A 25,131-nucleotide genomic window follows, 5' to 3' on the forward strand; every position below is an offset into this window, starting at 1 on the left:
CTTGCTGTAAGTGGAGAAATACTCAGTACATTCTTTGCAGGATCATTTCCAGTTGCATCTTCGATGGTAACTGTAGTTTCATTGTCACTTCCCCAGGTAAATCCTGTTGGTGGAGTGCTACCTGTTATAATTACCGTTTCGTTTGGTTCGATAAAATCATCATTTTTAGCAACTATCGTTATTTCTGCCGAACGGGAACCCTTAGCAATGGTTACCGAACCTGTTAATTCTTCATAGTCCAAAGCATTTGTGGCTGTACTAGAATCAGATATGATATAGTTTACAGTCAGAGGATACCCCATAGTATATCCTTCTGGGAAACTCACATTTATACTAGTACTATCCCCTTCTGCAACATTTGCTGTAGTTCGAGAAAAGTTCAATACTTTATTTACTGAGGGAGTTACATCAGTAATGGTTACTGTAGCCTCCTTGGCTGCATCATCCCAGCTAAATCCAGTTAATGAACCTGCTGTTATAATACCTCCTGTAATAATTACAGTCTCATTATCCTCTATAACAGTATCGGTCTTTGCATCTATAATAATATATGTTGAATTTTGACCTGCTGCTATCCTTCCTGTATAAGGCGGTATAACGACACCCGCCGTAAGTTCGTGCATTAATACATAGTCGTCAACTAAAGTTGCATCACCACCAAGTGTAAAGCTGAATATAATATCATTTGTGGCTGTAATGTCTTTTGGCAAACTTACTACTAACCTTGTAGAGCTGTCCTCTGCTATCTTTTCTGTTGTTGGACTAAAACGCAATACCTTATCCGATAACGGATTGGAATCTGTTATAGTTACTGTAGCACTATTGGCTGTAGTACTCCAAGTAAATCCTGCTGTAGCAACTCCCGTTATAATAATCGTTTCGTCTGCTTCTATCAGTTTATCTAGTAGTGTTTCCACTTCTATTAGTGCCGTACCTGAACCTTCAGGAATCGTTGCCACACCTGATAACGTTTTATAATCGGCACCTGCTGTGGCTGTACTAGAAACAGCTATCTTATAGTTTATATCCATTGAACTCGTCACAGTAATTCCTTCTGGTAAACTTATCTTTATGGTAGTACTTTCCCCTTCTGCAACACTTTCTGTAGGTGAAGAAATACTCAGTACATTCTTTGCTGGATCAGTTCCAGTTGCATCCTTAATCGTTACTGTATGTACATTCTTACTTCCCCATGTAAATCCTGGGGTAATTCCTCCTGTTATAATTACCGTTTCGTCTGGTTCTATCAAATTATCTGGTAGCGCAGCTACTGCTATCATTGCATAACTATCACCTGCAGGAATCGTTACCGAACCTGTTAAAGCAATATAGTCTGTATCACTTGTGGCTGTACCTGATACTGTATAGTTTACAATCAGATTATCCCCCAGAGTAACGCCTTCTGGCAAACTCACTTTTATACTAGTACTTGATCCTTCTGCAACTTCTGCTGTAGTTGGAGAAAAGTTTAATACTTTCTTTAATGGATCAGTTACATCAGTAATAGTTACTGTGACCTCCTTGGCAGCATCATCCCAGGTAAATCCAGTTAATGAACCTGCTGTTATAACACCTCCTGTTAAAATTACAGTCTCTTTATCCTCTATAACAGAATCCATTAATGCATCAATAACAATCTCCGCTGAATTAACACCTGCTGGTATCGTTCCTGTTCCAGTCAATGCGCTATAGTCGTCAACACTAGTTGCCGTACCACCAACGCTATAACTGAATGTAATATCATTTACCGCAACAACCCCTTCTGGCAAGCGTACTTCTAGCGTTGTCGAGCTGCCCTCTGCTACATTTTCTGTTGTTGGACTAAAACGCAATAACTTATCATTGGAATCTGTTATAGTTACCGTAGCTGTATTGGCTGTAGCACTCCAGGTAAATTGTCCTCCACTACTACCTGTTATAACAAGCGTTTCGTCTAGTTCTATCCAATTATCTCGAATAGCTTCCACTTCTATTAATGCCGTACCTGAACCTGGAATAAGCTTTGCGCTACCCCATAAAGGGAAATAATCGCCTGCTGTGGCTGTACTAGAACCAGCTATCTCATAGTATATATCTAGACCCACATCTCCTATATCTATCGAACTTGACAAAGTAATACCTTTCGGTAAACTTACCGTCAAAGTAGTACTTTCCCCTTCTGCTACATTTACTCTATCTGGAGAGATACTCAATACTATGTTTGCATCATCCTCATAAGTTGTATCAAAAATAGAAACTACACACCTTTTTGCTTTATCATTCCAAGTAAATATTAATGAACCTGCTGTTATAACACCTCCTGTTAAAATTATAGTCGCACCACTATCCCCTATAACACCATTCCTTAATGCAGTAACAACAATATCCGCTGAATTTTGACCTGCTATTATCGTTCCTGTCCCAGTCAATGGTACATAGTCATCGCCACTAATTGCCGTACCACCAACGCTATAACTGAATGTAATATCATTTACCGCAGCAATTCCTTGTGGTAAACTTACCTTTATAATAGTTTCTTCCCCTTCTGCAAGATTTTCTCTATCTGAAGAAAAGCTCAATACTTTATCTGCTGGATCAGGATCCCTAATGGTTAATATAAATGGATTGTTGCTTCCCCAGCTAAATCCTTCTAATGGAACTCCTGTTAGAATTACCGTTTCGTCTGGCTCTATCAAATTATCTGTTAACGCAACAACTTCTAACTTTGCGGAATTAAAATTCTCACCAATCGTTACCTCACCTGATAAAGGTTTATAGTCGTTATCATCGGCTGTACTATCTTCCGATACCGCATACTTTACAGTCAGTGGATACCCCATAACAACTCCATCTGGTAAAGTTATTTTAGTATAAGCAGTGTCTCCCTCAATAATCCCCCCTTTTTTTACTCCAAAGTTCAATACTTTATCTGCCGGATCACTTACATCCTTAATGGTAAGTGTACATGTATCTCCGCCTAAATTGCTAATCCAGCTAAATCCTGTTAATGAACCTGCTGTTATTGCTTCTCCTTTTAAGATTACAGTCTCATCCAGCTCTATAACTCTATCCCTATTTACAGAAACAACAATATCCGCTGAATTTTTACCTGCTATTACCGTTCCTGTCCCAGTCAATGGTACATAGTCATTGCTGCTAATTGCCGAACCTTCAATTGCATAGGTGAATTTAATATCATTCGCCGCTGTAACACCCCATGGCAAACTTACTTCTATACTAATACGATCTCCTTCCTGAACATCTTGTGCAACCGAAGAAAAATACAACTCCCTATTATTCATATCATCCGCAATGGTAACTGTAGCAATATTGGCTGAACCAGAAGTCCATATTGCATCACTTGCAGATGTAACTGATGTTCCAGTTAATATAATAGTCTCGTTTTCTTCTATAACAAGTTCCTTTATCGTTTGTATATTAATATCTACTGAATTTTTACCTGCCGGAATCGTTACAGAATCTGCAATAGTTTCATAATCCGTACCATTTATGGCAGTTCCTGTTATAGAAAAATTAGCAACCGTATCGGTATCCAAAGTAACTCCTGAAGGAAATCCTACTGTAAAAATATGTTTTTCTCCCTCTGCCACTGTAGCAGTAGTAGGAGTAAAACTCAAAGCAATCGCCTCTGGATCGGTATTAGTCGCTAATGTAAAATAATCTCCGTTGTTAAAGTCCACATCGCAGGCCAAATAAGTCGTCGTACCCGAAGTAAACTTCTTTAAGGGAATATATTCATCTGATTTATCAAAAGTCTCATCGGTCGAGCGCACCAAAAAAACGCCACCATAAGCTTCTTCTTCTGTTGCAATAGGAATAGCAAATTTTACCGTACCAACAGTACCTGTTTCCTGAATTCTCCACACTCTTTCATAACGCCTGTTTGAAGCAACACCAGCTATTGGGGTATTAAAAGCAGCCGCTTTATTGTTATCTCCCCAAAACATAAAACTCCTATCTTGCTTAAAAGAACCAGGATTGACCGCATTAGTTGGTGCTATTGTATTTAATCCTATTGTTATCTGAAAGCCATCTTTTACAGACTGACTCTGTTTCTGATTTAAAGCACTCAAATCATCCCTGCCAATAGCAGCTAGGTTAGCATCAAACCTACTCGAACCAGGAGCACTAGCATCCCAAGTCCATATTTTATTAGAACCTGAATCCAAATAGTGATCTGTAATTACTGATTCTTTTGCAATATTAGCACACCTAATCCCGTATTTAACAAATAAATAAGAATCTATGCGTAATATTTCGCTAGTAGATAGTTCTTTTTGATAAGCAATAACTTCCTGTATATAACCATCATATGGAGCATCCTTTTGCGAACCTAATACCGCACCATTAGCACCAAATTCACGGCTCGAAATGCTTCCCTTCGAACCAACATTCCACATGCTACTATTACCAAATCCCACTTTTCTAGCATATCCATTCTTAGACCATAAAACGCCTTGTACGAAAGATTCTCCCATACCTTGCTTTAAATCGTCATAACCCAAAAAATCATATGGTGCTGACCTTAAATAAGGTTTTTGAATTGAATCATTTCTCCTATCGTCTACTTGCCCTCCTATAACTGGATAGACTGCATTACTCCCTGGATCAATTCCTGTGGGAGCATCACCAAAACCAAATACAGGTTGCTTTACCCCGAACCCGGCGAAAGTTGTTCTATTGTGCACCACAAAAAAAGTGGCATCTGTAATGTTTGCATCAAAAGGAGCTTCTGTTGCTACTTTACTACGCATAAACTTGCTACCATTAAAATTAACAGCAGGGTGAAAATTATACTTCGCTTCTGCCAGAGCAATAGTCGGCTGTACCGAAGCATTTTTTTGATCAAAATCATTTGGGATTCCTAATCCGGATTGATCTGCCCACTTGACTACATTATAACCCGATAACGTCTTTCCTGTTTCGGGTCTTAACCAAATACGCAGCCCATCCGTTACCCCTCCTGGACCCGTTTGAGTAAATCCTACGATACTAAAGAGCAATAAAAACAGGTGAGTTATTAGTTTTTGTTTCATAATTATTATTTTAAATTTAATAAACAGAAGTGCTTTTGCCTTATTTAGCATAACTTTCTTACAAAAGATATAATACTACTATAAGTGTGTTTTTTTGAAGTATTAGCAAAACAATCCATTTAGATTTTAAGTTTGCAAAGTAAAAGCATTTAAAAACCCTCTATAATACACAATACAGCAAAAAATCACCACGATAAGTTTTTTAATAACCTCGTTTTATTAAGGAAATAGATGTTTAAAAAACAAAGAAATACACAACAGAATAGTAATGTAATATTGGTAAGACTAAGCCTAACGGCTGAATATATGGCTGTTAACAGCAAGAACTCTTTATTTAAAAAGATTAACAAGCAACAAATTCTTAATTTAATTGAACGAAGTCAATTAAATTTAAAGAAGACAAAAATTATTTTTATTTTCAGAAGAAGGAAGAACAAAATTAGCCTCTCGATTTTTAGAATTTGAAGATTATTTAATTGTGAATAATATGCCATTGGAGATTTACAAATTCGCACGCATAGGAGAATTAAAATCTGCAAAAATAAGTTCGAAACAACTCCTCCAAAAGGTTTTTATGCTTCTTAAAATAAATGGTTATACGGATATAAACTGCATGAAGTTTGTTTCATAAATCGAATTTTACATGCATTAGATACTATAAAAGCAGAAGTTCGTGATGTTCTTTTTTTGAAAAACATAAAACAACATATGTCTGATTGTCTATTACTTGACGATAGAGGCTACTTGTCTCAAAGCATTCAATTATATTTATTTAAAACAATAAATATCAGATTGGAAATACCAAAGCTACCGCAAAAAATATACTTTGAAATATAAAATAATTAAAACTAACCAATTAGCTATTTTATAAAAATCGAGCTCGGGTTACAAACTTGTTTTGTCTTCTCAGAATATTTAACCTTGTCGAAATCTTTGGGTTCTAACAACGAACGCAACAGAAGTTTTTCTTTTGACCATTTAAAAAGATCTGAAGATGTAATGCACAAATACCATCTGAGTGAACGTAATCATCTTTGATTATTAACTTCCCACTAAAATTTATTTCGAAGTTAACCAGGTAGTAAACACTGTTTTTTGAAAAAATTATTCTAAAAATAAGAATTCAGCAATAACGGTACTTTACCAGTATTTAATAGTCTTTACAAAGATTTACAAAAATTAAAGCAATCAGAATATATCAATTTCACCTATTTAATACCATAAAATTAGAGACCTATTAAATTTTTGATCTATCATATGAATATCATGAAAAGGTTTAAGGGTACAAAGACTTAAAATAGGTGCGAATAAGTTTAGTCTCAGTTTTAGTACCAGTATAAGCAACAGTATCTAAGTACCTCAGCCTCTCAGAACCTAACCTCTAAACGAGCTTAAATTTTAGCTTTAAATACTGTACTTGGTAAGTCACCATGACATTTTTTGTACACTGATGAAAAATAGGATGTTTTACTGTAGCCTAACTCATATGCTACATCACTAATTAATTTAAAATTGCCACTTTCTAGTAGTTCTTTTGCCAGAATAAATTTTTCGTTTTTAAAAAAAGTTGCTGGACTCATACCAAATACATTGGTATATAAGGTACTATATTTTGAAATTGACATATGAGCAATTCCAGCTAATAATTTAACTCCAGGAAAAGGATTTAGTTGATTAGATAGCAAATATTCTTGAGTTTTCATAATGCCATTTAAATCTTTTTCTAAAAACGATCCTCCTTTTGCCATATTAGAATTTAATCTTTCGATAAAATAACCAAAGAGTTTATAAGAAATGCTTTTTAGTAGAAATTCATAATTCTGATTACCCACCATTTGTTGTTTTAAGTTGAATAATTCGACTTTACTCCTACTATCTATATGCCCATAATAAAACATTTTTTTTTTGTTATCATTGAAGATATTTTTGAAATCTTTTTCTAAAATTACACCTTGAAAATATTTTTTGATAAACGATTTACGAATATATAAACGCAAAGAAAAAGCTCTTTCTCCAACTGTAGAAACATATGTACTTTTAAGTTGGCTGTCTATAATAGCAAATCCAAGTTTTGATTTATGTCCGATTTTATGTTTAATATTATCTACAAAATGCTTACTAAAGTTATCGCTCATATCATAATAAACAATCCAGAAATCTTCCTCCGAGGGTATTCGTGTAAAACGTATTGGCTCGTTTAATACTATATCAACAATAAGGACCGATACATCTGAAGAAATTTCTATAAAAAAAGTAGAGCCATGAGCTATTTTCTTTGGAAAGTTCATTCGTTTATTATCAATTATTGTACATCCCAATCTATCTACAAAATCTTCTTGCCACACTGGTTTTAATGATGCAGTATATTTAAATTCAGGTATAGTTATATCCATATATTCTCTTTAAAATAAATTTTGATATTCTTTTGGCAGAACTCCATACATTTCATTAAACCGTTTAGCCAAATAGGAAACATTGGAATAGTTTAATTTTTGAGCCACTTCATTTACTGTAAACCTTCCAGTTTCTAATAAATCTTTAGCGCACTTTAATTTATTATTATAGAAATAAGTTCCTGGGGTTAGCCCTGAGATTTCAGCAAACAGTTTTTTATATTTTGAAGGAGACATATCGACATGTTCTGCTAGAAAATGTACCCCAGGAAAAGGCTCTTCGACGCAACTTTGTAACATTGCCTTAGAGGCTATAATCTTCTTTATATCTTCGCTAATAGCTTTATCTATTACAATTTTCTTGGTACTTAACTGCTTTAAATAATCACCAATTAATCCATATATAAAACCTTTAAAATATACTTCATATAAAGGATTGCTATATGATATTTTTCTGAAGTCATTAATCAAAATCAAGCTCTCAAGACTCATTCGATCCAAACGCATAATTGTATTTTTTTCAGTATTAAGTATAATTTCGGCAATAGATGCCACTTTGGTTATTTTGGAAAAATAGTTTCTTAAAGTATCTTTATTGAATAAAATGCAAACAACAAATGTTCTAGTTCCGCTTTGAATAATATAATCCATGTTTATTGCACTATCTACAACTGACAAATTATAATTTAACTTTCCTAGCAAGGTAGATTCGGCATCCAAAACAAAATCAACATCCAAATTAGTTTGGTAAAAGTATAGCCCGATAAAATTGGCATTTTTGTTGCGATATTTCAATAATACTTCTTCTTTATAAGTTGCGTCGATTAATATAGCAGTGATACCTTCTTCTATTGGTAAAATAAAATGAGTGCCTTTATACATTTCATTATCTCCTTTAATGAAATTTCCTTCTATAGACCCTCTCATGCCTTTTGCTAATACATCTACCCAATTGAGTGAAGTATTATAGTTATACATAACTGTTTTCATTCTTAAAATTTGGCTTTATAATTCATGAATAATACTTAATAAACACTTTTGACAAAACACATAACTAGCTTATTTTCAAATAATAAACAAAAAAAAAAAAAAAAAAAATCAGGAAGTGAAAAATGCTTTTCAGATAACCTATCTGTTGTATTAACAGATAGAATTTTAAGTTGATAACTTATTCGGAAGTTATTAATCTTCTATATACTTAAAATGTAAATTTTAGAATTGTACATTCAAGTATGTAACTCCCCTTTTTCTTTAATATTGACTTTTTATAACCAGCTTATCATAAATGCAAAAAGATTCATGTTCCTCGGCTGTTAAATTATCTTTGTAAGGTCAATTCTTGAGTGCGTCTTTGCTTACTAAATTCCCATTAACCGTGTACTGCTCGTAATCTATGAATTGGTACTTGTTACGCTTATTATTATTTTTACAAATTAGTTTTATCTCACTTGAAACTTCTAACAAAATCAATACTTCATGAATACTTTTTAGAAAATTATATCATTAAAAGTACTTTGCAAAAATATATTGGACATCCCTTTATGAACTACCACAGAAAATCATAAAATCAATACGAAAAGTTACATGTACTAAATAAGGTACTGGTACATAATCCTTACTTGGTAAAAAAAAACCCGATTACTGTATGTAATCGGGAAATAGTATCAATTCCTAAATTCGGTTAATAGTATTTAATTATTTAAGTACCTTATTGAGTAAAACTCCAAAATAATTTCTATAAATAGCCGAAAAATAATTGGTTTTATCATATCCTAGCTCATAGAAAACATTAAGAACACTTTTTAAATCACCACTTTACAATATTTTTTTTTCATTTTAAAAAAACAAAACTGGAGTCATTCTGAATATCGTTTTGGACAAGCCTCTAGATTTTGTAGACGACATATTGGTAATGTTTGCCAAGAATTTTATTCTAGGAAATCACATTAAGAGAATAGACAATAAATACTGCTGACTAACCATAACGGCATCTATATCTTACTCTAAGTACAATCTCCAGTATTAGGCATATTTGTGCTTAACCTTTGTATTAAATAACTTAATAAATTAGATCATGATGCCAATAACTTCTGACAGAGTTAACTTAGGTGAGTTAGAATTGGTGAATAAGTTTTTTAGACAAGTTAACATTTGATGAACAACAAAAAGGATATGATTTCTCATAAAAAAGGTTTTAAAATCTGAAAAATGAAATGAGTTAAATAAATTAAATAAAACAAAAAATCCAGCTCAAAATGAGCTGGATTTTTGTTAAAAACGCGAGGCAAACGCTGTTTTAGGAGATTTATAGCGAAACTTAATCCAGTATATTCGTTTTAAAAATCTATAGAGGTATAAAGATGTTTTCTTATTCAAATTTCAATGGTTTCAAGTATTGACTAAAAAACAATGTCGAATTTAGATACTCAAAGTTATTTTAAGTAAGTAGTTTTGAATCTCATTTTAGAATAGCATTAGTAAAATCAGCCAATGACATCAAGTAAATAACTTTACACCTCTAAAAATCTATATAAATGTATCAAATTTTTAGTTGGCACACTCAAGTATATAGGTATCTATTTTTTCAAAAAAAACCCGATTAATCAACATAATCAGGATTGGAATTTTTACTTATAATATCTTGGTAAATTACTTGAGTAAAGCTTTTGGTAAAACCCCAAAATAGTCTCTATAAATAGAAGAAAAATAAGCCGTTTTATTATATCCTAACTCAAAGGCAACATCACTTATCAATTTAAAATCCCCACTTTCTAAAAGCTCTTTGGCTAATCTCAATTTTTCATTTTTAAAAAATATTACAGGACTCATACCAAAGATATAATTGTATATTTTTATGTATTTTGCCGAGGACATGTTGGCCATATTTGCCAAAAAATCTATACCTGGAAATGGGATTGAAAGATCTGATAATAAATGCTGCTGACTTAACATGACTGCATCAATATCTTTCTCTAAATGGTTTCTGCTACTTGGCATTTTAGAATTTAGTCTTTCTATCAAATATCCTAACAATGAATTAGCAGCTCCCTTTACTAATAATTCATAATTGGAGCTGCTAATATCTTGTTGCTTTAAATCATATAATACCACTTTACTTCTACTATCTATATGTCCATAAAAAAACATTTTCTTTTTTTTGTCATCAAAAACATCTTTGAAATCTTTTTCAAATTCAGATTCGGTAAAAAATGTTTTCATATAAGACTTTCTAATAAAGAGTCGCAACGAATAATATCGTTCTCCAACAGTAGATAAATAAGTACTTTTAATTTTGTTATCGACAATGGCAAAACCTAATTTGGATTTATATCCTATTTTATGACTTACATTCTCTATGATATGCTTACTGAAACTATCGCTCAAATCAAAATATACAATCCAAAAATCATCTTCTGTAGGAATTCTTGTTAAACGAATTGTTTTATTTAAAACCGAATCAATAACAAGTACAGATACATCTGGATGAATTTCTACAAAATAACTAGAACCACTGGCAACTTCTTCAGATAAGAGCATGCTTTTCCCTACAATTATACCGCCTAACTCATCAACAAATTTTTGGCGCCATTCAGGTGTTAAAGAATAGATATGTTTAAACTCCGGTATTAATTCACACATATATTTACAATAAACTTTGATATACTTTAGGGAAAATTCCATACTTACTATTAAAACGTTTTGCCAGATAAGAAACATTCGCGTAATTTAATTTGTCTGCAACTTCACCAACAGTATATTTTCCACTTTCTAATAATTCTTTGGCACGCTGTAATTTGTTACTATAAAAAAAAACTCCTGGACTTAATCCTGAAATTTTAGTAAATAGCTTTTTGTATTTCGATGGAGACATACCTACTTGCTCAGCCAAAAAATCTACCCCTGGAAAAACTTCATCAATAGATTCTAATAATAAAGCCTTAGACGCTATAACTCCTTTAACATCATCTCCCATTACTTTGCTTATAACAACCTTTTTAGTAAACAATTGCTCTAGATAGTTTCCCATTAATTTATACACAAGCCCTCTAAAATAAATTTCAAATAAAGGACTATCAATAGGCATTTTTCTAAAATCGTTAATTAAAATCAAACTATCAATATTCATCCTATCCATACTAACAATAGTATTCTTTTCAGAATCAAAAATTTCTTTAGATATAGACTTAAACTTTGGGTTTTCATCCATATATTCTTTTAATGAAATTTTATCAATAAATATACAGACAACATAAACACTCGTACCTTTTTCAACAATATAATCCATGTCTAGTATACTATCTACAACCATTAGATTAAAATCTTGTTTTCCTAATAAAATAGATTCATTTTCAAGAACAAAATTTAAATTATTATTCATAATATAAAAGTGTACACCCACAAAATTATCAACAGTGTTACGATATTCTATTAGAGTCTTTTCTTTATAAGTAACATCCACTAACATGGCCGATATATTATTTTCTAGAGGTAAGATAAAATGCATCCCATTATACAGCTCATTGTTACCTCGGACGAAATTACCATCAATGTTACCTCCCATGGCTTGAGCTACTACTTCAATCCAATTTAGACCTGGACCATAACTATGCGTTATTTTCCTCATATTAAAAAATATTTAAAATTTACATTTAACCTGAAAAAATTACTAAAAAACCCATATAATTAATCTTCTAATATTAAAATTACAATAAATAAATAAACAATTAGTATGAGAAAAAAAATGATTTAGAGAAATAACAAGTTCTTGTTTTTAACTAAAAGGCTAGTTTTGTACCTGCTGTTTAAATTAAAACTTAAAATATTTTAACCTAAGTCATTCATTATTTGTAAAATAATTATAACATTATGATATCTAATTTCATATTCAAAAAAAAAAAATCTTAGAAATCAATTAATAAAAAATTATGTATATTTTTACACAACTTGCCTTACAACAACATATGTTAATTAATAAAAAAGTTTTCGATAATGATCAAAATCAACTGTAATCTCGTAAGGAAAATTGCATTGCTGAGTAACAATATTATAAACACTACAACATAAAAGTCACTTGCTACTAAAACCTACATTTGAAGATTCTCTGTCTAGCAAATTCCTGATAAGTATTAAAGTTAAATTTGACCACGAAGTATTCTTTACACACAAAAATTACTCTTATTAAAAAACTCTTATTAAATTTAATACTAAAAAAAAAAAATGAAGTTGCCACTGAAATTTATGGCTAAAAAAGGAAAAAAAACACAATGTTTTTGGTATTAAAATAAAAAAAAGATGTCGTACATGTTAAAATTCAAGCTTGAGTATATACATTTAAGCAAAGCTTACTTCAGCATGGTAGGGTACCTGGGAACTGGATACGAGTGGAAAAATATCCGGAAATGGAAAAACCAGCTCGATAATGAAAGACTAGGTTGCAAAACCAACTACAGAAAGTAAATTCATTCAATTCAAATTTTGTATATTTAAAACTTCATTAATCCATCAAAAAGATACAATTAGCAAAGTAAATTATTAAATTCTGCTTCAATAATTAAAACCTTAATCAACGTTATATAAAAATATACTTGCAAATAGTTTATATTAAAAACAAAACAACTTACCTAAGCCCTTCATATCTTTTGTTTATATATTTGACCAAATCTTGGGTTTTATCCTTTTTTTTATCAGCATCTAAAACATAAGAGGCATTTTTAAAACCTATTATTAGGTGATAGTTATTTTCTTTAGAAAATTCTTCAATGTATTGCTGTATCCTTAACCAGATTTTTGAAGATTCCATCTCTTCAAGACTTTTATAAAATTTTGCTAATTCTTCTTTTTCCGAAATGAGTTGCTCTTCTAAAATTTGTTTTCTCTTTTCAGAAATTGATTCACATTGTAATTCAGAATATACTAAGTCGAGTTGAGCTATATGATTGTTTAACTCATTTTCTCCTGCTCTTTTTAAATCTTTACTCATCGTGAAATTATCAAACAAGATACTGCTATTAACGGTTATAATTTTTTTGTCTGACTTATGACCATCATAGGTGAAATAAAGAATCAACCCTAGAAGCAACAATAGATTAATTAATAATAATTTAGTGCTATTTTTTCTAATTACAGCATATATTTTTTTCATTTATTTTAAGATAAAAAGGGTATTTAGAATCCGAAGCTTTTATAATTATAGTCAATATGCCCTCATATGTAAATCAATTATGACATCACAATTAACATGTATTATATATTTAAGATCCTAAAATATTACTATACATTTATATTAAGCAAATTTATAAGGATTTGATTTTTACAACAGCCACATAAAATTGTAAAATCAGTATATTAAGTTACACCTGTTTTTAATTGGATTCCATACCTTAAAGTAGATATCCTTGCTGAACAATTAAAAATAAAATTCAAGATGACCACCAATTCTTCACACCGCTATCTGTTAGTGAAAAACGGGCTGAACATAGAATTTACTCTCAAATGAGAAAGTTAGGCATGAATATCGGATATTATTTATCTTAGGACGACAAAGAGGCAGCTTTACCTAACAACGATAATTGGTCTTTTTTACAGAAAAATAATTGTGGGCATTGTCCTTTTCGATAACTACAGGCAACACCAGTGTAGGCACTTTGAGGATAGACTTAGTTAACAATTGTGAACAATTCAACCCTCATTTTCTACTCTGACAGTGAAATTTAATATGCCTGTAGCTAATTTATTTGTGAATTAGTCGGTCATAAATCAATTGCTAGAAGTATGTCGGAAAAGGGAAATTATTGGGACAATACAGTTGCAGAGAGTTTCTTCAAAACATTAAACAGCCTCCATTTTATAAAACGATAATTCGCGAGTTTTTCATTGCCAAAAGATGTCATCCCATTCTTTATTATTAAATTCATGAAAAAGCACTTCTTCTTTTAATAAAATTTGATACGATGGAAAATTGTTTCTTATTGCTTTAAATATATTTTTCTCTTCGAAGCGTATTAATGTTTCAAGATCATCTTCAATTCTGCTTAATGATTTTTCAACTTCATTTTTTTTAATAAAATGCTTTGCTAATCTGCGATGCTGTATTAATACTTTGTGTACAAATACATTTTCCTTTCCTAAATTGGGGAAAATATGCTCTTTTTCTATTTGAAAATGTGGTACTAATTGATTGGTATAATGCCAATCTGCATAATTTTTAATTCTATTTGGATCAATATTTCGTTTAATACCTTTACGAATTATCGAACATAGCTCTAATGATTGTATGTGATCACGATGCAAAAAACTAAGTGTTTTTTCTACATCTATTTCATTCTCTGTATTAATGATGGTAGTATTTGAATTCATTTTATTTAGTATTAGGATATGAGATGCTAAAAAATCAGAAAAGTATAGATATTATAAATCTGTTTGATGCAGGATAAATAAAAACCACCCAAATTGAGTGGTTACATAGAGAAATCAAAATTTGGTTATAAAACCAGTATTGGGGCAATAATTCCGAAGCTTAATCTTCCTGTATTAGCGTCTTTCAAACCGTACGTTTTTTCAGCGTAAGAAGAGTAATCATATCTTCGGGCTATATAGCCCAAATAAAATTTCAGTTTCAAATCTTTGAAAGGATAGTATTCAACAGTCGGAATCAGACCATAGCTTGTAAACAATTTGTTGCTTGCGTTAACATCAGGATTACCATTCCAATAAGAATTATGATTCATAAGGGTTAAGACTAAATTTACTTTTGGTTTAACTCTATACTCTGCTCTTAACCAGTTTTCGACGTATACCACATCTTTTGATGCATCAGCACCCTTAACCAATTTTTGAACAATACCTCTACGATCTAAATCTTCTGCACTATACTTAAAATCATAATACAACAATAATTTATTGCTTTTAAACTTATTCCCAAGAGCAATATAATTCATGCTTGTATTTTTGGCCTCATTAAAGAAACCATAGCTATAAGACGTTTCAAATTTACCGCCAAAAAAGCTTCCTTGCCAATTACTTACAAATGCCAAAGCCGTTTTCGATTCTACTGTTCCATCTGGTATATTATTATCGTATTGTTCTTTTAAAATGTTTGTTCTTGAATCTAATATCTGAAACTTTAATGTATTCTTGCCATCCTTTAACTTATGGGATATACCCATACCTGTTAAATTGTGATCAGAGTTATCTAAAATATCATTATACTCCAAAATATAAATTGCATTCATATCAAATTCATACCCACCCAAATCTGCCAACAGTTTTCCCATAGAAAATTTGGTTCTAGGTGCAAAATCAATAAACAAGGCGGCAATATCAGTAGTTCTATTTATGTTATCCTGACTACCTATTTTAGGTGTTCTGGTGTATCTGTCACGAAATCTAAAACCCACTTTTTCATGAATCTTTCCTTTTATTTCAAGTCTGAATTGACTAACTGAAAATACTGATTTTGAATAATCTCCATTTTTAAATTCAGAATTAAACCCAAAGCGAGTATTAAAAATAACATCAATATCTTTCAATAAAGATTGTTTAGACGTAGGGATAATCGACTGATATAACTCAAGGTTCTCGCTTTGTTCTTGCGCAAGAATACTAATTGGGATCAATAATACAATGAAACAAAACAATCCTCTTTTTATATTACTTATAGTTTTCATAATCATTTTATAAAATAATTGAACCTATTAAAAAACCAACTGCAACAGCAACAACAGTAGCAACTATACCAGGTAGATTAAAACTGTGATTGATTACATATTTACCAATTTTTGTACTTCCCGTTCTATCAAAACTGATAGCTGCTAATAATGTTGGATAACCTGGCAATACGAAGAAGCTATTTACGGTAGGAAAGGAAGCTATCAAAACTAAAGGAGAAAGTCCTAAAGCAATACCCAATGGTATCATAGTTTTAACAGCCGCCGCTTGACTAAACATGATAATTCCTAAAAGAAATAAAGCTATAGCAAATGTCCAAGGATAAGCAGTAACAACACTACCTAAAGATTCTTTGATGATAACCGAATTATTTTCCATAAAAGTAGAAGCCATCCAGACTACTCCAAAAACAGATATAACTGCCGAAGCCATAGAACCAAACAAACTAACTTGAGTAACAGCAACTGCGCTAGTTTTTGTAATTAACATCATCGCGGCTGAAGCAGACAAAGTGATTAAACAAATAACTGTTACCATTGAAACTGTACCATCTTCTTTTAGAACTAAATTTTTTGTTCCAGGTCCAAAATTGGGCAGCAAATCTGGAAAGGCTCCAGCAATTACAATTAGTAAAATTGCAACACTAAAAATAATAACTGCAGTTTTAGCTCCAATTCTTACTTTTGTTCCATTGCCTTCTGTATTAGAATCAATACTTTTAGCAAACTCTAAATCTTTCATTTTCTCTATAAAAATGGGATCCTGATTTAATTCTAGTCCTTTTTTTCTAATAACAAAACAAGCAACTAATGTCCCAACAAGACCTGCGGGAATAGCAATCATCATAACATCAAAAAGAGCTCCCGGGTAACCTAATAATACTACCAAAGCTGCTGTACACGCACTAATAGGGCTTCCAGTTAAAGCTAAGTGTGAAGCAATTACCGATATACTAAGAGGGCGCTCAGGACGTATTCTTTTTTTTGTAGCAACTTCAGAAATGATAGGTAATATAGAATACACTATGTGAGAAGTCCCGGCAAATAAACACAAAAAATAAGTTGCAAAAGGGGCAATAAAAGTAACATTTGAAGGATTATTTCGAATTACTTTTTCGGCTAAACTTACCAAGTAATCTAAACCTCCTGACGCTTGAAGGGTTGCTGCTGTGGTTACAATAGCAATAATAATTAACATAACGTCCATAGGTGGCTCCGTTGGTTTCATATGAAATCCTAATACGAAAATCACTAATCCGAAAATCCCCATTACACCGAGACCTATACCTTTCATTCGTGATCCGATAAGAATCGCGATTAAAAGGATTGAAAATTCTATCCAGAACATAATAATTGTTTTAAATTGATTTGATTTAGTCACAATTATACTAGGAGGTACCTAAAAGCAGGACTCCTTCCAATTATAATTGAATACTATTCTAAAAATGTTTTTTGAATCTTTGTTCTATCATCTATTTTCAAAAAGGAAACAGCAATAAAACGCTATCATTTGAGGATTAAGATTATCCCCAACAATAAAAAAAATGTAGTGTTATCTTCATTAAGTAAAGTAAACCACTTGAATCAGCTGTATTAGAGTATTATACAACAATATCTTTTCTGGATTTGTTCCAAGTGAATTACTTACAGAAGCATTAATATAACAGATTATCGTGCCATTACAAACTATTTATTTAACATTTTCGTTTGCTTAAAACGTTAACGATAACATGGCAGGAATCTGAACATTCATAGCTATTTATGAATTTATAAATTTTGGGTTTATTAAATTTTCTAATGAATAAATTTCATCCCATTTCTCTTGAGTGATTTCCTTACGTTCTACTACTACAATCTGATGGATACTTTTGTTTGTTTTAAGTGCTTCTCCAGCAATACCTGCGCATACTTCATATCCAAGAATTGGATTCAATTGTGTAACAATTCCAATACTGTTCATTACCATATTAAAACAATGATCCGTATTTGCCGTAATTCCAACAATACATTTATCAACTAATGTTTCGATTGCATTACCCAAATAGTCTAATGACGTAAACATCGCAAAAGCAATAACAGGTTCCATAACATTTAATTGTAACTGACCTGCTGATGCTGCCAATGTCACTGTTAAATCTTGACCAATAACATAAAAACAAGTCTGATTTACTACTTCTGGAATTACAGGATTTACTTTTCCTGGCATAATTGAAGATCCGGGTTGACGTGCTGGTAAATTAATTTCATTAAATCCTGTTCTTGGGCCTGAACTTAACAAACGTAAATCGTTACAGATTTTGGTGATTTTAACTGCAGTTCTTTTTAGAGTCCCCATAATTTGAACATATGCACCCGTATCAACTGTTGCTTCGATTAAATCTGGAGACAATGTTAGAGGAATACCTACTTCTTTCACTAAATAATCCACGCAAATTTCTGGATAACCTTCTGGAGCATTTACTTTAGTCCCAATGGCAGTAGCTCCCATATTAATTTCTAACAATAAACTTTGCGCTTCTTTTAATCTCTTAATATCTTCTCCAATTGTAGTTGCATAGGCATGAAACTCTTGACCTAAAGTCATCGGAACTGCATCTTGCAATTGTGTACGCCCCATTTTTAATACATTTTTAAACTCCACTCCTTTTTCAGAAAAAGCAATTTCTAAACCGCTTAAAATAGCAATAAAGTGTTTCATCTTTAGATAAAGTGCAATTCTAAATGCTGATGGATAAGCATCGTTCGTAGACTGAGAACAGTTTACGTGATTGTTCGGATGCAGGAAATCATACTCTCCTTTTTTATGACCTAAATATTCCAAACCAATATTTGCAATTACTTCATTTGCATTCATGTTTACTGAAGTTCCTGCACCACCTTGAATCAAATCACTCACAAATTCCTGATCAAATTTACCCGCAATAAGCTGATCGCTTCCATAACAAATAGCTTCGGTAATTTTTGCGTCTAAAACACCACAATCTTTATTTGCTAATGCAGCAGCTTTTTTTACATATCCTAAAGCTTTTATAAATAAGGGCTCTTTTGAAATTGAGATACCTGTAATATTAAAATTTTCTACGGCTCTAAAAGTCTGAATACCGTAATATAAATGATTCGGGATTTCTAATTCACCTAAAAAATCATGTTCTTTTCTTGTAGTTTTCATAATGAAATTATTTTCTAATTATCTAATAAATTGTTATAAGTATTTCTAAATACTTTATCGAAAGGATTATTACTAAATTCTGCAAAGCTTGCAAGCATATTCACTGAGGAGTAATCATTATTCTGATGTAAATGTGCGCTTGCTATGATGGTAAAAGGATGATAATTATCATAACGGTTCAGTTTATTTTAAAAAAAATAATTGCAAATTTTATTTGAACATACCGGTGACCTATTTGTTTTTGCAATTGTAGTTACTCTCATTAGGTTTATACCATTTATACCTTAAGCAGAGAGGGCTGCAACAACTGCTGATAGCAATTGTAAGAAGTAGCTGTTTGCAAAAATAAAACTGAATAAGCGTAAGATTTATAATATAATTTATTTTGTAGATATCAGACACGCATTCAAAAAACCTAAAATTCACTATAGCACTTTAGTGAAAAAATTCTAGATTATAGGTGTGATTTAAGATACGGGTTCTATCTGATCTGTTTTATTAAAACATATATTGAAATAGTAATTATATAAAATTATGCTACTCTAAAGAATCGTAAGATTTGCATAATTACCCTAGGAAAGGTAGTGTCTCACTAATTGTGTAAGTGAGACACTACCAATTGATTTCTATTGTGATATTAGCTTCAACCTAATCATTTGTTTTCTTCTTTATCAAATTCGGATTAAAAAAAACTTAGGACTACTTGCATTAATAAGTTAACACCTCAGAAGTAGAGTCAACTGCATTATTACCTATCCATAATTTAAGAAAATCCTATTTAATATATTCAGTTAAATGGAAAGCTAGATCAGAACTTTTTATTCCAATGTAAAATGTAAGGAGCAACTATACATTCATTTTGCTGTAGCATCACTCAAAAAAAGAAAATTACTTCCTACCCAGCCAAAGCGATTTTAAATTTTCCTTTGTCGTAGATTTTTCTTTGTCATTATTTGTACAAAAAAAAAGCGCTGGAATTTCATTTTCGTCTTTTAACAAAGTGATAAATCGATTGGGTAATTGTTCTATTTGGTCTAACTCGAGCTGAAAAGCACCGTTTTCTTCTGAGAAAAAATTCAGCGCATCGACTACGGATAATAAAGAAGGATAATCGGGATGTGAGATTCAAATTCGGATTCGTCAATCGTTATATTCTCTTTTTTTTAATATAACAAGGTGGGATTTGTAGTTGAAGACATAAGGAATTGCAGTTACTTTTTTATTATTCAAAGAATAAGGTAATGATTCTTTTTTATTTTTTTTAGCTACAAAAGTTTCTTTTTTACTTAAGCCATTTCTATTCCTTATAAGTCTGAATTGGTTGCTTTTACTATTTTTTTTCTTTATAAATTACCATACTTGTTGGGAAAGTGCCTACTTTTAAGGTATCTGAAATATAAGTTTTTGAAACAGGAATTACATCGTTTAAGTCTTTATAATTAATAAAGTAAAATGGCAAACCTTCTTGTTCTAAGAAATCTGATTCAGTATAAGCTTCGTTGCGAATATATTTGGCTATAGAAACATACCCATCTTTCGAACTTTTTAAATTTTCGTCTATTTTATACAATTGATAAAAAGTGCCTTTTTTGAATTTAACCTCAAAAAAATGTAATCGCCTGTTTTTAAATATTCTAAAAATTCTTTTTTAGAAATAGGTTTTTGAGTTACATCTAAAGCTTGATAGTGGGTTTCCCACCTTACATATTCTTTTTGATAAGCTTTCCAGTCTTTTAAATTTTTCAAAACAGTAATTATTGGTTTTCCGTAATCTGTACTTATTTTACAAGACATAAATAATGATAGAAAGTATATTGGCTTTATTTTATGTTAATAAAAGAAGTATTGTGTTTTAATAAAAGAACACAATACCTCTTGTTAAGTTAATAATTAGCAGTCTACAGCATGTGAGTTACCACTGCATACTACAGCTCCTGCTTTACATTCTCTACATTTATCATTATCATTACAAAATTCATAAGAATGATATTTTGACGAGTAATTAAAAAGAGTATTGAAATTAGAAATGTATATTAACATTGCCATTATTTTGATTGCAATGGTAACTTAATAGGCAGGGTATAGAGACACTTTACCTTTTTGCCATTCTGTTCACCGGGAATCCATTTTCCAGATTTACGCAAAACCCGAACAGACTCTTGTCCTGTACTGTATCCAATATCTCTGAGAATCTTAATATCTGATAGTGAGCCGTCTTTTTCGACGATGAAAGAAAGATAAACTGTTCCTTGCAGTCCTTCCTCCTCTGGCGTTATAAAATTATCATGAAAAAATTTATACAAAGCATCAATACCATTTGGGTACGAGGGTTTTATTTCTATTGCTCCTGATTGGTATATTTTATTTTCTAAATCTTCGTCAACAGAAGCCTCTGTTTCATTATCCATTTCGGGATCCCCTTTTATCGTTTGAGTATATATCACTTCTTTTCCATCTTCTGTATATTCTTTAGATTCCCCATTTTTATTATATCGATAAATTTTTCCGCTTGGATAATATTTTGTTTCTATTATATAACTTTTGCTGATATGTTTTGACTTGTGAGTTTTTTTGCTCGTGGTAATTGTTCCGTCTGGATTCCAAATTTGATCTTCATCAAATTCTATCTTTTTTATTGCAAGTTTCCCATTTTCATAACCTAAAGTTTGGATTTCTTTTGTTTTCCAATTATAGTCGATTTGTTCTGTCAATACTCCCAAACTATCATATTCTTTTCGGTAATAGAAACAGGTTTCATCTGTCTTCAATGCACCATCTTCATAATAAAAATATTTTTTGATTGCATTTCCAGAACTTCCAGAACCTGAACAAGTTTCTTTATATATTTTACCATTTTCATTAAAATAGCAATGAGAAAAAACCAGCAGAGATTTTGGTTCCCATATTTTCAGCGTATTATTGTAAGTTTCAATATTTTTACTTTTTTTGTAAAAACCATGTGTTTTTTTCCCTACGGAATCTAAATAAACATCACTTTGCCATTCTCCTTCCTTCATGATGGTTTTGTAAAATAGCATATTGGAATAATAGTTCAAGATAAGCCCATCAACGTTCCCTTTTGAGCTGATGTAAAATTGGGTCGGAGCTTTTTCTATTGTCGTTTCGTAAAAACCCATGGGTAGTTTTGACCCATCTTTGTTCGTAATAGAAATGGAATTTTTTGCAAACAATCCATTTTTTTTATAAATAAGTTTTGAAGAATTTATCTTTTTATATTCCTGAGCACTAACTACTTGACCTATTATTGATAATAGAATGATTATAGTTTTTTTCATTTTAGTTTTTTAAATTGTTTAATTTTTAACTTGTATAATTTTTTAATTAGTTTGCTTGTGTTACCCTTGCAGAAGATTAGCATCATTTATCTTCAATTCTAGCATTAATGGATTTATTTTTTGCTGACCTTTTAATTTTCTAAAAGCACTCAAAGTCTCCTCCTCTTTAAAACTAAATTGAGATGAAAATTCTTTTTTACCATTGCTCCATGATAGACTGATATAATCAGGAATATTATAAAAATCAGCTATTTTTTTGTGGTTCGTCACTTTTTAAATACCATTTTTTTTGATTAAAAAAAGTCAAATCTGCATCACTTAAATAAAATCTATTTGGCAAATTATCATCAATTGTGTGTACTTTTCTATAATAAGCATCTAAGGAAAAATATGAGCCATATTCCAACATAGTTTTTTTATATCTAGGATATACTTTAACAACGATATTGTGCATTTCGCTCTTTAGTAGACAAGAATTAATAGGAACGGCACCATTAAAACCAATACCATCTTCAGTCATCTTTCCAAAAAACCCAACAAAAGGAGGAACATTGTCTACCAATATTTCAAATTGACAATTTTTACTACTGGTATATAGATTATAGTCTTTTTGTTTAATTTTTATCATGTTTTTATCATCGTTAAGGGTTAAGGTTGGTTCGTATTTATTATTGCTCTCTTTTTTAGTATCTACTTCAGTAATTTTCATTTGATATGCTGTTGTTTTTTATATATTTTCAAATCTAAATAAGCTAAAATAAAATAATATAGTCCTCCATACATAAATTGTGTGTTTACTATTTGCAACATTCTGCAAATAATTCCTGATACAAATAATAATATAAAACTCAAAATTAATAATGTCAAATTTCTTCCAAGTGTGTCTCCATAATCTTGTTTGTATATGTATTTAACTTTTAACGGTTCTAATTATAAGATCCAAAGCTATTACTTGTTCCCATTTGATATGATTTTTTTCATACAAGTTAAAACTAAACTCCCTGTTGTAGCTTCAATATTAGATTGATTTGCGATTTTTGTTAATGTACCACCTACGATTAAAGTATAGTCATTATTAACCGTCACTTTTCTGTTTTTACAAATTTTGTAGATTGCCATAATTAAAACATTTTAGATTTTTCTACACTATTAACCTCCACCGTCTTACCGCTTTGTAGGGTTAAATTTTCTTTATTGCAAAAACAATCTAATTAATATGGTTTTGATTTCGTAAAAGTTTCCTGCGATACTATTGCTTCTTGTAAACCTATTTCTCTGTCGTTAGTTTTTAGTTTTATCGAAATCCCTGTTGTTTCTCTTGGTTTGGTATTTCTATCTATTTCAATAACAAATTGGATAGGTTCATTGGGTTTGGTTTGCTCAAATAGCGCTTTTATCTTTTTCTCATCAAAATAAACATCACTCTCCATTCGCCTGTCGTTTATATCATGCCAAACGATATTCATTTTCCTTGGTGCAGCTCTTTTCCTTATAGGCATAACATTATTGTCCAAACTCAGAAAAATAGATTCAAACTCCCCATTTACATAATTAAAATAAAGGGTTTCTACTTTGTATCCGGGTTTTACTGCAGGTATTAAATTATATTGTTTTAACAAAGTATCCCAATAACCAAAAGGTATCTTTCCTTGTGTAATTTGGTCTTTTATTTCTTGGGGTAATCTACTGACTACATCAGCAACATCTTCATCCATTTCGCTATTATTTGTCATTTGTTCACGAGCCAACATCCAGTTAACATTTTTGTCTTCATGGGCTTGGTAGCGACCTACCAGAGTTGTGTTTTCGGATCCGCCTACCCAAACCAAAATAATGCCGCCAGGAATAAGTCCTACATTTATTTCATAATCATAATATTTGTTAACTATTATTTTTTTTAATTTAGTATCATAAAAAGGTTCTCTGTCTCCATTTATCATCAATGCCTGTATCTTATCGGCATCAAGGTTAAAAATTCCTGAATAACTCTTATTTTCGACATAAGACATCCAAGTAATATCTAGTACTTTTGGTGCAATTGCTGTTGCTCCATCCATAGTGAAATTATTATTGCTACCCAAGCCTTGTTTAGGATTTATAATAGCATTAAAGGGGAGGTAGGCATAATAACTATTCGGTTTTAGGCTTATTAATAAGTGTCCTGAAAAAATTTCGGCAGGATAGTTTTCAGGAGTACTGGCAGCTGCTGTCCAGCTGTATTCTTTTTTTTTCATATTCTTTTGGCATGAAACCAGTGTTAAGTGTAAAAGCGCAATTAGTATTAATAATTTAACAGATTTGTTCATAATTATCCAGGTATTATTTTTCGATTCAAATCAATATCAATTAAATTGTACTTCTTATTTGGTTCCATACCAATACCGTCCATACTAGCAGAATTGTGTAAATACTTGTTACGCAAATTCATAAGCATCGTATTTATATTCTTTCATGGTAAAATATTGGCAAGAAGTTAATGTACTACTACATACAATGATTAGTGCAATAAACTGAATTGTTTTTTTCATGAGTTGGATGCTGTTTTCGGGTTTTAACGATAGTTTTGCCTAA

General features: G+C 31.2%; 17 protein-coding genes and 1 pseudogene. 1 reads left to right on the forward strand and 17 read right to left on the reverse strand.

Annotated elements, in window-relative coordinates; all coding sequences use genetic code 11:
- Positions 1-5,036, reverse strand: a 5,036-nt coding sequence (locus tag IUY40_RS18270) for a Calx-beta domain-containing protein (RefSeq protein ID WP_229335656.1), incomplete at its 3' end; no start/stop codon positions are given.
- Between the two features lie 231 nt (positions 5,037-5,267).
- Here IUY40_RS18270 and IUY40_RS19555 point away from each other — a divergent pair.
- Positions 5,268-5,867: pseudogene (locus tag IUY40_RS19555) on the forward strand (IS982 family transposase); the annotation flags it as partial.
- Positions 5,868-6,427: 560 nt separating this feature from the next.
- Here the strand turns inward: IUY40_RS19555 and IUY40_RS18280 are convergent.
- From IUY40_RS18280 to IUY40_RS18355, 16 genes are all read right to left on the reverse strand, one after another.
- Positions 6,428-7,429: an AraC family transcriptional regulator gene (locus IUY40_RS18280; protein ID WP_195738302.1), complete on the reverse strand. Its 1,002-nt coding sequence runs from the start codon at positions 7,427-7,429 to the stop codon at positions 6,428-6,430.
- Between the two features lie 9 nt (positions 7,430-7,438).
- Positions 7,439-8,419, reverse strand: coding sequence for a helix-turn-helix transcriptional regulator (locus IUY40_RS18285; protein ID WP_195738303.1), 981 nt, complete (start codon positions 8,417-8,419; stop codon positions 7,439-7,441).
- 1,659 nt (positions 8,420-10,078) lie between these two features.
- Positions 10,079-11,068: an AraC family transcriptional regulator gene (locus IUY40_RS18290; RefSeq protein WP_195738304.1), complete on the reverse strand. Its 990-nt coding sequence runs from the start codon at positions 11,066-11,068 to the stop codon at positions 10,079-10,081.
- 4 nt (positions 11,069-11,072) lie between these two features.
- The gene (locus tag IUY40_RS18295; RefSeq protein ID WP_195738305.1) at positions 11,073-12,053 is read right to left on the reverse strand and encodes a helix-turn-helix transcriptional regulator; all 981 of its coding nucleotides are present in this window, start codon (positions 12,051-12,053) and stop codon (positions 11,073-11,075) included.
- A gap of 993 nt (positions 12,054-13,046) precedes the next feature.
- On the reverse strand, positions 13,047-13,571 hold the full coding sequence (locus IUY40_RS18300) for a hypothetical protein (RefSeq protein WP_195738306.1): 525 nt from the start codon (positions 13,569-13,571) through the stop codon (positions 13,047-13,049).
- Positions 13,572-14,299: 728 nt separating this feature from the next.
- Positions 14,300-14,785: a hemerythrin domain-containing protein gene (locus IUY40_RS18305; RefSeq protein ID WP_195738307.1), complete on the reverse strand. Its 486-nt coding sequence runs from the start codon at positions 14,783-14,785 to the stop codon at positions 14,300-14,302.
- A 125-nt stretch (positions 14,786-14,910) separates the two neighbouring features.
- Entirely contained in the window at positions 14,911-16,095 is a 1,185-nt protein-coding gene (locus IUY40_RS18310) for a porin (protein WP_195738308.1), read from the reverse strand.
- 7 nt (positions 16,096-16,102) lie between these two features.
- Positions 16,103-17,443 (reverse strand): anaerobic C4-dicarboxylate transporter family protein, encoded by a 1,341-nt coding sequence (locus tag IUY40_RS18315; protein WP_195738309.1) that lies wholly within the window; start codon positions 17,441-17,443, stop codon positions 16,103-16,105.
- A 411-nt stretch (positions 17,444-17,854) separates the two neighbouring features.
- On the reverse strand, positions 17,855-19,264 hold the full coding sequence (locus tag IUY40_RS18320; protein WP_195738310.1) for an aspartate ammonia-lyase: 1,410 nt from the start codon (positions 19,262-19,264) through the stop codon (positions 17,855-17,857).
- Between the two features lie 1,330 nt (positions 19,265-20,594).
- Complete coding sequence (locus IUY40_RS18325) at positions 20,595-20,834, reverse strand: hypothetical protein (protein ID WP_195738311.1); 240 nt, start codon at positions 20,832-20,834, stop codon at positions 20,595-20,597.
- Positions 20,822-21,010, reverse strand: coding sequence for a hypothetical protein (locus tag IUY40_RS18330; protein ID WP_195738312.1), 189 nt, complete (start codon positions 21,008-21,010; stop codon positions 20,822-20,824). The genes IUY40_RS18325 and IUY40_RS18330 overlap by 13 nt, the downstream gene beginning before the upstream one ends.
- Positions 21,011-21,309: 299 nt before the next feature.
- Entirely contained in the window at positions 21,310-22,560 is a 1,251-nt protein-coding gene (locus IUY40_RS19560; protein ID WP_229335665.1) for an energy transducer TonB, read from the reverse strand.
- A gap of 60 nt (positions 22,561-22,620) precedes the next feature.
- Positions 22,621-22,830 carry a hypothetical protein gene (locus tag IUY40_RS18340; RefSeq protein ID WP_195738313.1) on the reverse strand — a complete coding sequence of 70 codons (210 nt, stop codon included), beginning with the start codon at positions 22,828-22,830 and terminating at the stop codon, positions 22,621-22,623.
- A complete protein-coding gene (locus IUY40_RS18345; RefSeq protein ID WP_195738314.1) occupies positions 22,805-23,269 on the reverse strand; it encodes a hypothetical protein in 465 nt (154 codons plus the stop codon). The genes IUY40_RS18340 and IUY40_RS18345 overlap by 26 nt, the downstream gene beginning before the upstream one ends.
- 239 nt (positions 23,270-23,508) lie before the next feature.
- Positions 23,509-23,679: a hypothetical protein gene (locus IUY40_RS18350; RefSeq protein ID WP_195738315.1), complete on the reverse strand. Its 171-nt coding sequence runs from the start codon at positions 23,677-23,679 to the stop codon at positions 23,509-23,511.
- A 92-nt stretch (positions 23,680-23,771) separates the two neighbouring features.
- The gene (locus IUY40_RS18355; protein WP_229335668.1) at positions 23,772-24,794 is read right to left on the reverse strand and encodes a DUF2931 family protein; all 1,023 of its coding nucleotides are present in this window, start codon (positions 24,792-24,794) and stop codon (positions 23,772-23,774) included.
- Positions 24,795-25,131 lie beyond the last annotated feature (337 nt).

Source organism: Flavobacterium sp. ALJ2 (genome assembly GCF_015594725.1).
Lineage (GTDB): Bacteria > Bacteroidota > Bacteroidia > Flavobacteriales > Flavobacteriaceae > Flavobacterium.

Coding starts and splice junctions, on each gene's coding strand:
- IUY40_RS18280 (WP_195738302.1), bottom strand. CDS start 7,429: ATGGATATAACTATACCTGAATTTAAATATACTGCATCATTAAAACCA.
- IUY40_RS18285 (WP_195738303.1), bottom strand. CDS start 8,419: ATGAAAACAGTTATGTATAACTATAATACTTCACTCAATTGGGTAGAT.
- IUY40_RS18290 (WP_195738304.1), bottom strand. CDS start 11,068: ATGTGTGAATTAATACCGGAGTTTAAACATATCTATTCTTTAACACCT.
- IUY40_RS18295 (WP_195738305.1), bottom strand. CDS start 12,053: ATGAGGAAAATAACGCATAGTTATGGTCCAGGTCTAAATTGGATTGAA.
- IUY40_RS18300 (WP_195738306.1), bottom strand. CDS start 13,571: ATGAAAAAAATATATGCTGTAATTAGAAAAAATAGCACTAAATTATTA.
- IUY40_RS18305 (WP_195738307.1), bottom strand. CDS start 14,785: ATGAATTCAAATACTACCATCATTAATACAGAGAATGAAATAGATGTA.
- IUY40_RS18310 (WP_195738308.1), bottom strand. CDS start 16,095: ATGAAAACTATAAGTAATATAAAAAGAGGATTGTTTTGTTTCATTGTA.
- IUY40_RS18315 (WP_195738309.1), bottom strand. CDS start 17,443: ATGTTCTGGATAGAATTTTCAATCCTTTTAATCGCGATTCTTATCGGA.
- IUY40_RS18320 (WP_195738310.1), bottom strand. CDS start 19,264: ATGAAAACTACAAGAAAAGAACATGATTTTTTAGGTGAATTAGAAATC.
- IUY40_RS19560 (WP_229335665.1), bottom strand. CDS start 22,560: ATGAAAAAAACTATAATCATTCTATTATCAATAATAGGTCAAGTAGTT.
- IUY40_RS18345 (WP_195738314.1), bottom strand. CDS start 23,269: ATGAAAATTACTGAAGTAGATACTAAAAAAGAGAGCAATAATAAATAC.
- IUY40_RS18350 (WP_195738315.1), bottom strand. CDS start 23,679: ATGGCAATCTACAAAATTTGTAAAAACAGAAAAGTGACGGTTAATAAT.
- IUY40_RS18355 (WP_229335668.1), bottom strand. CDS start 24,794: ATGAAAAAAAAAGAATACAGCTGGACAGCAGCTGCCAGTACTCCTGAA.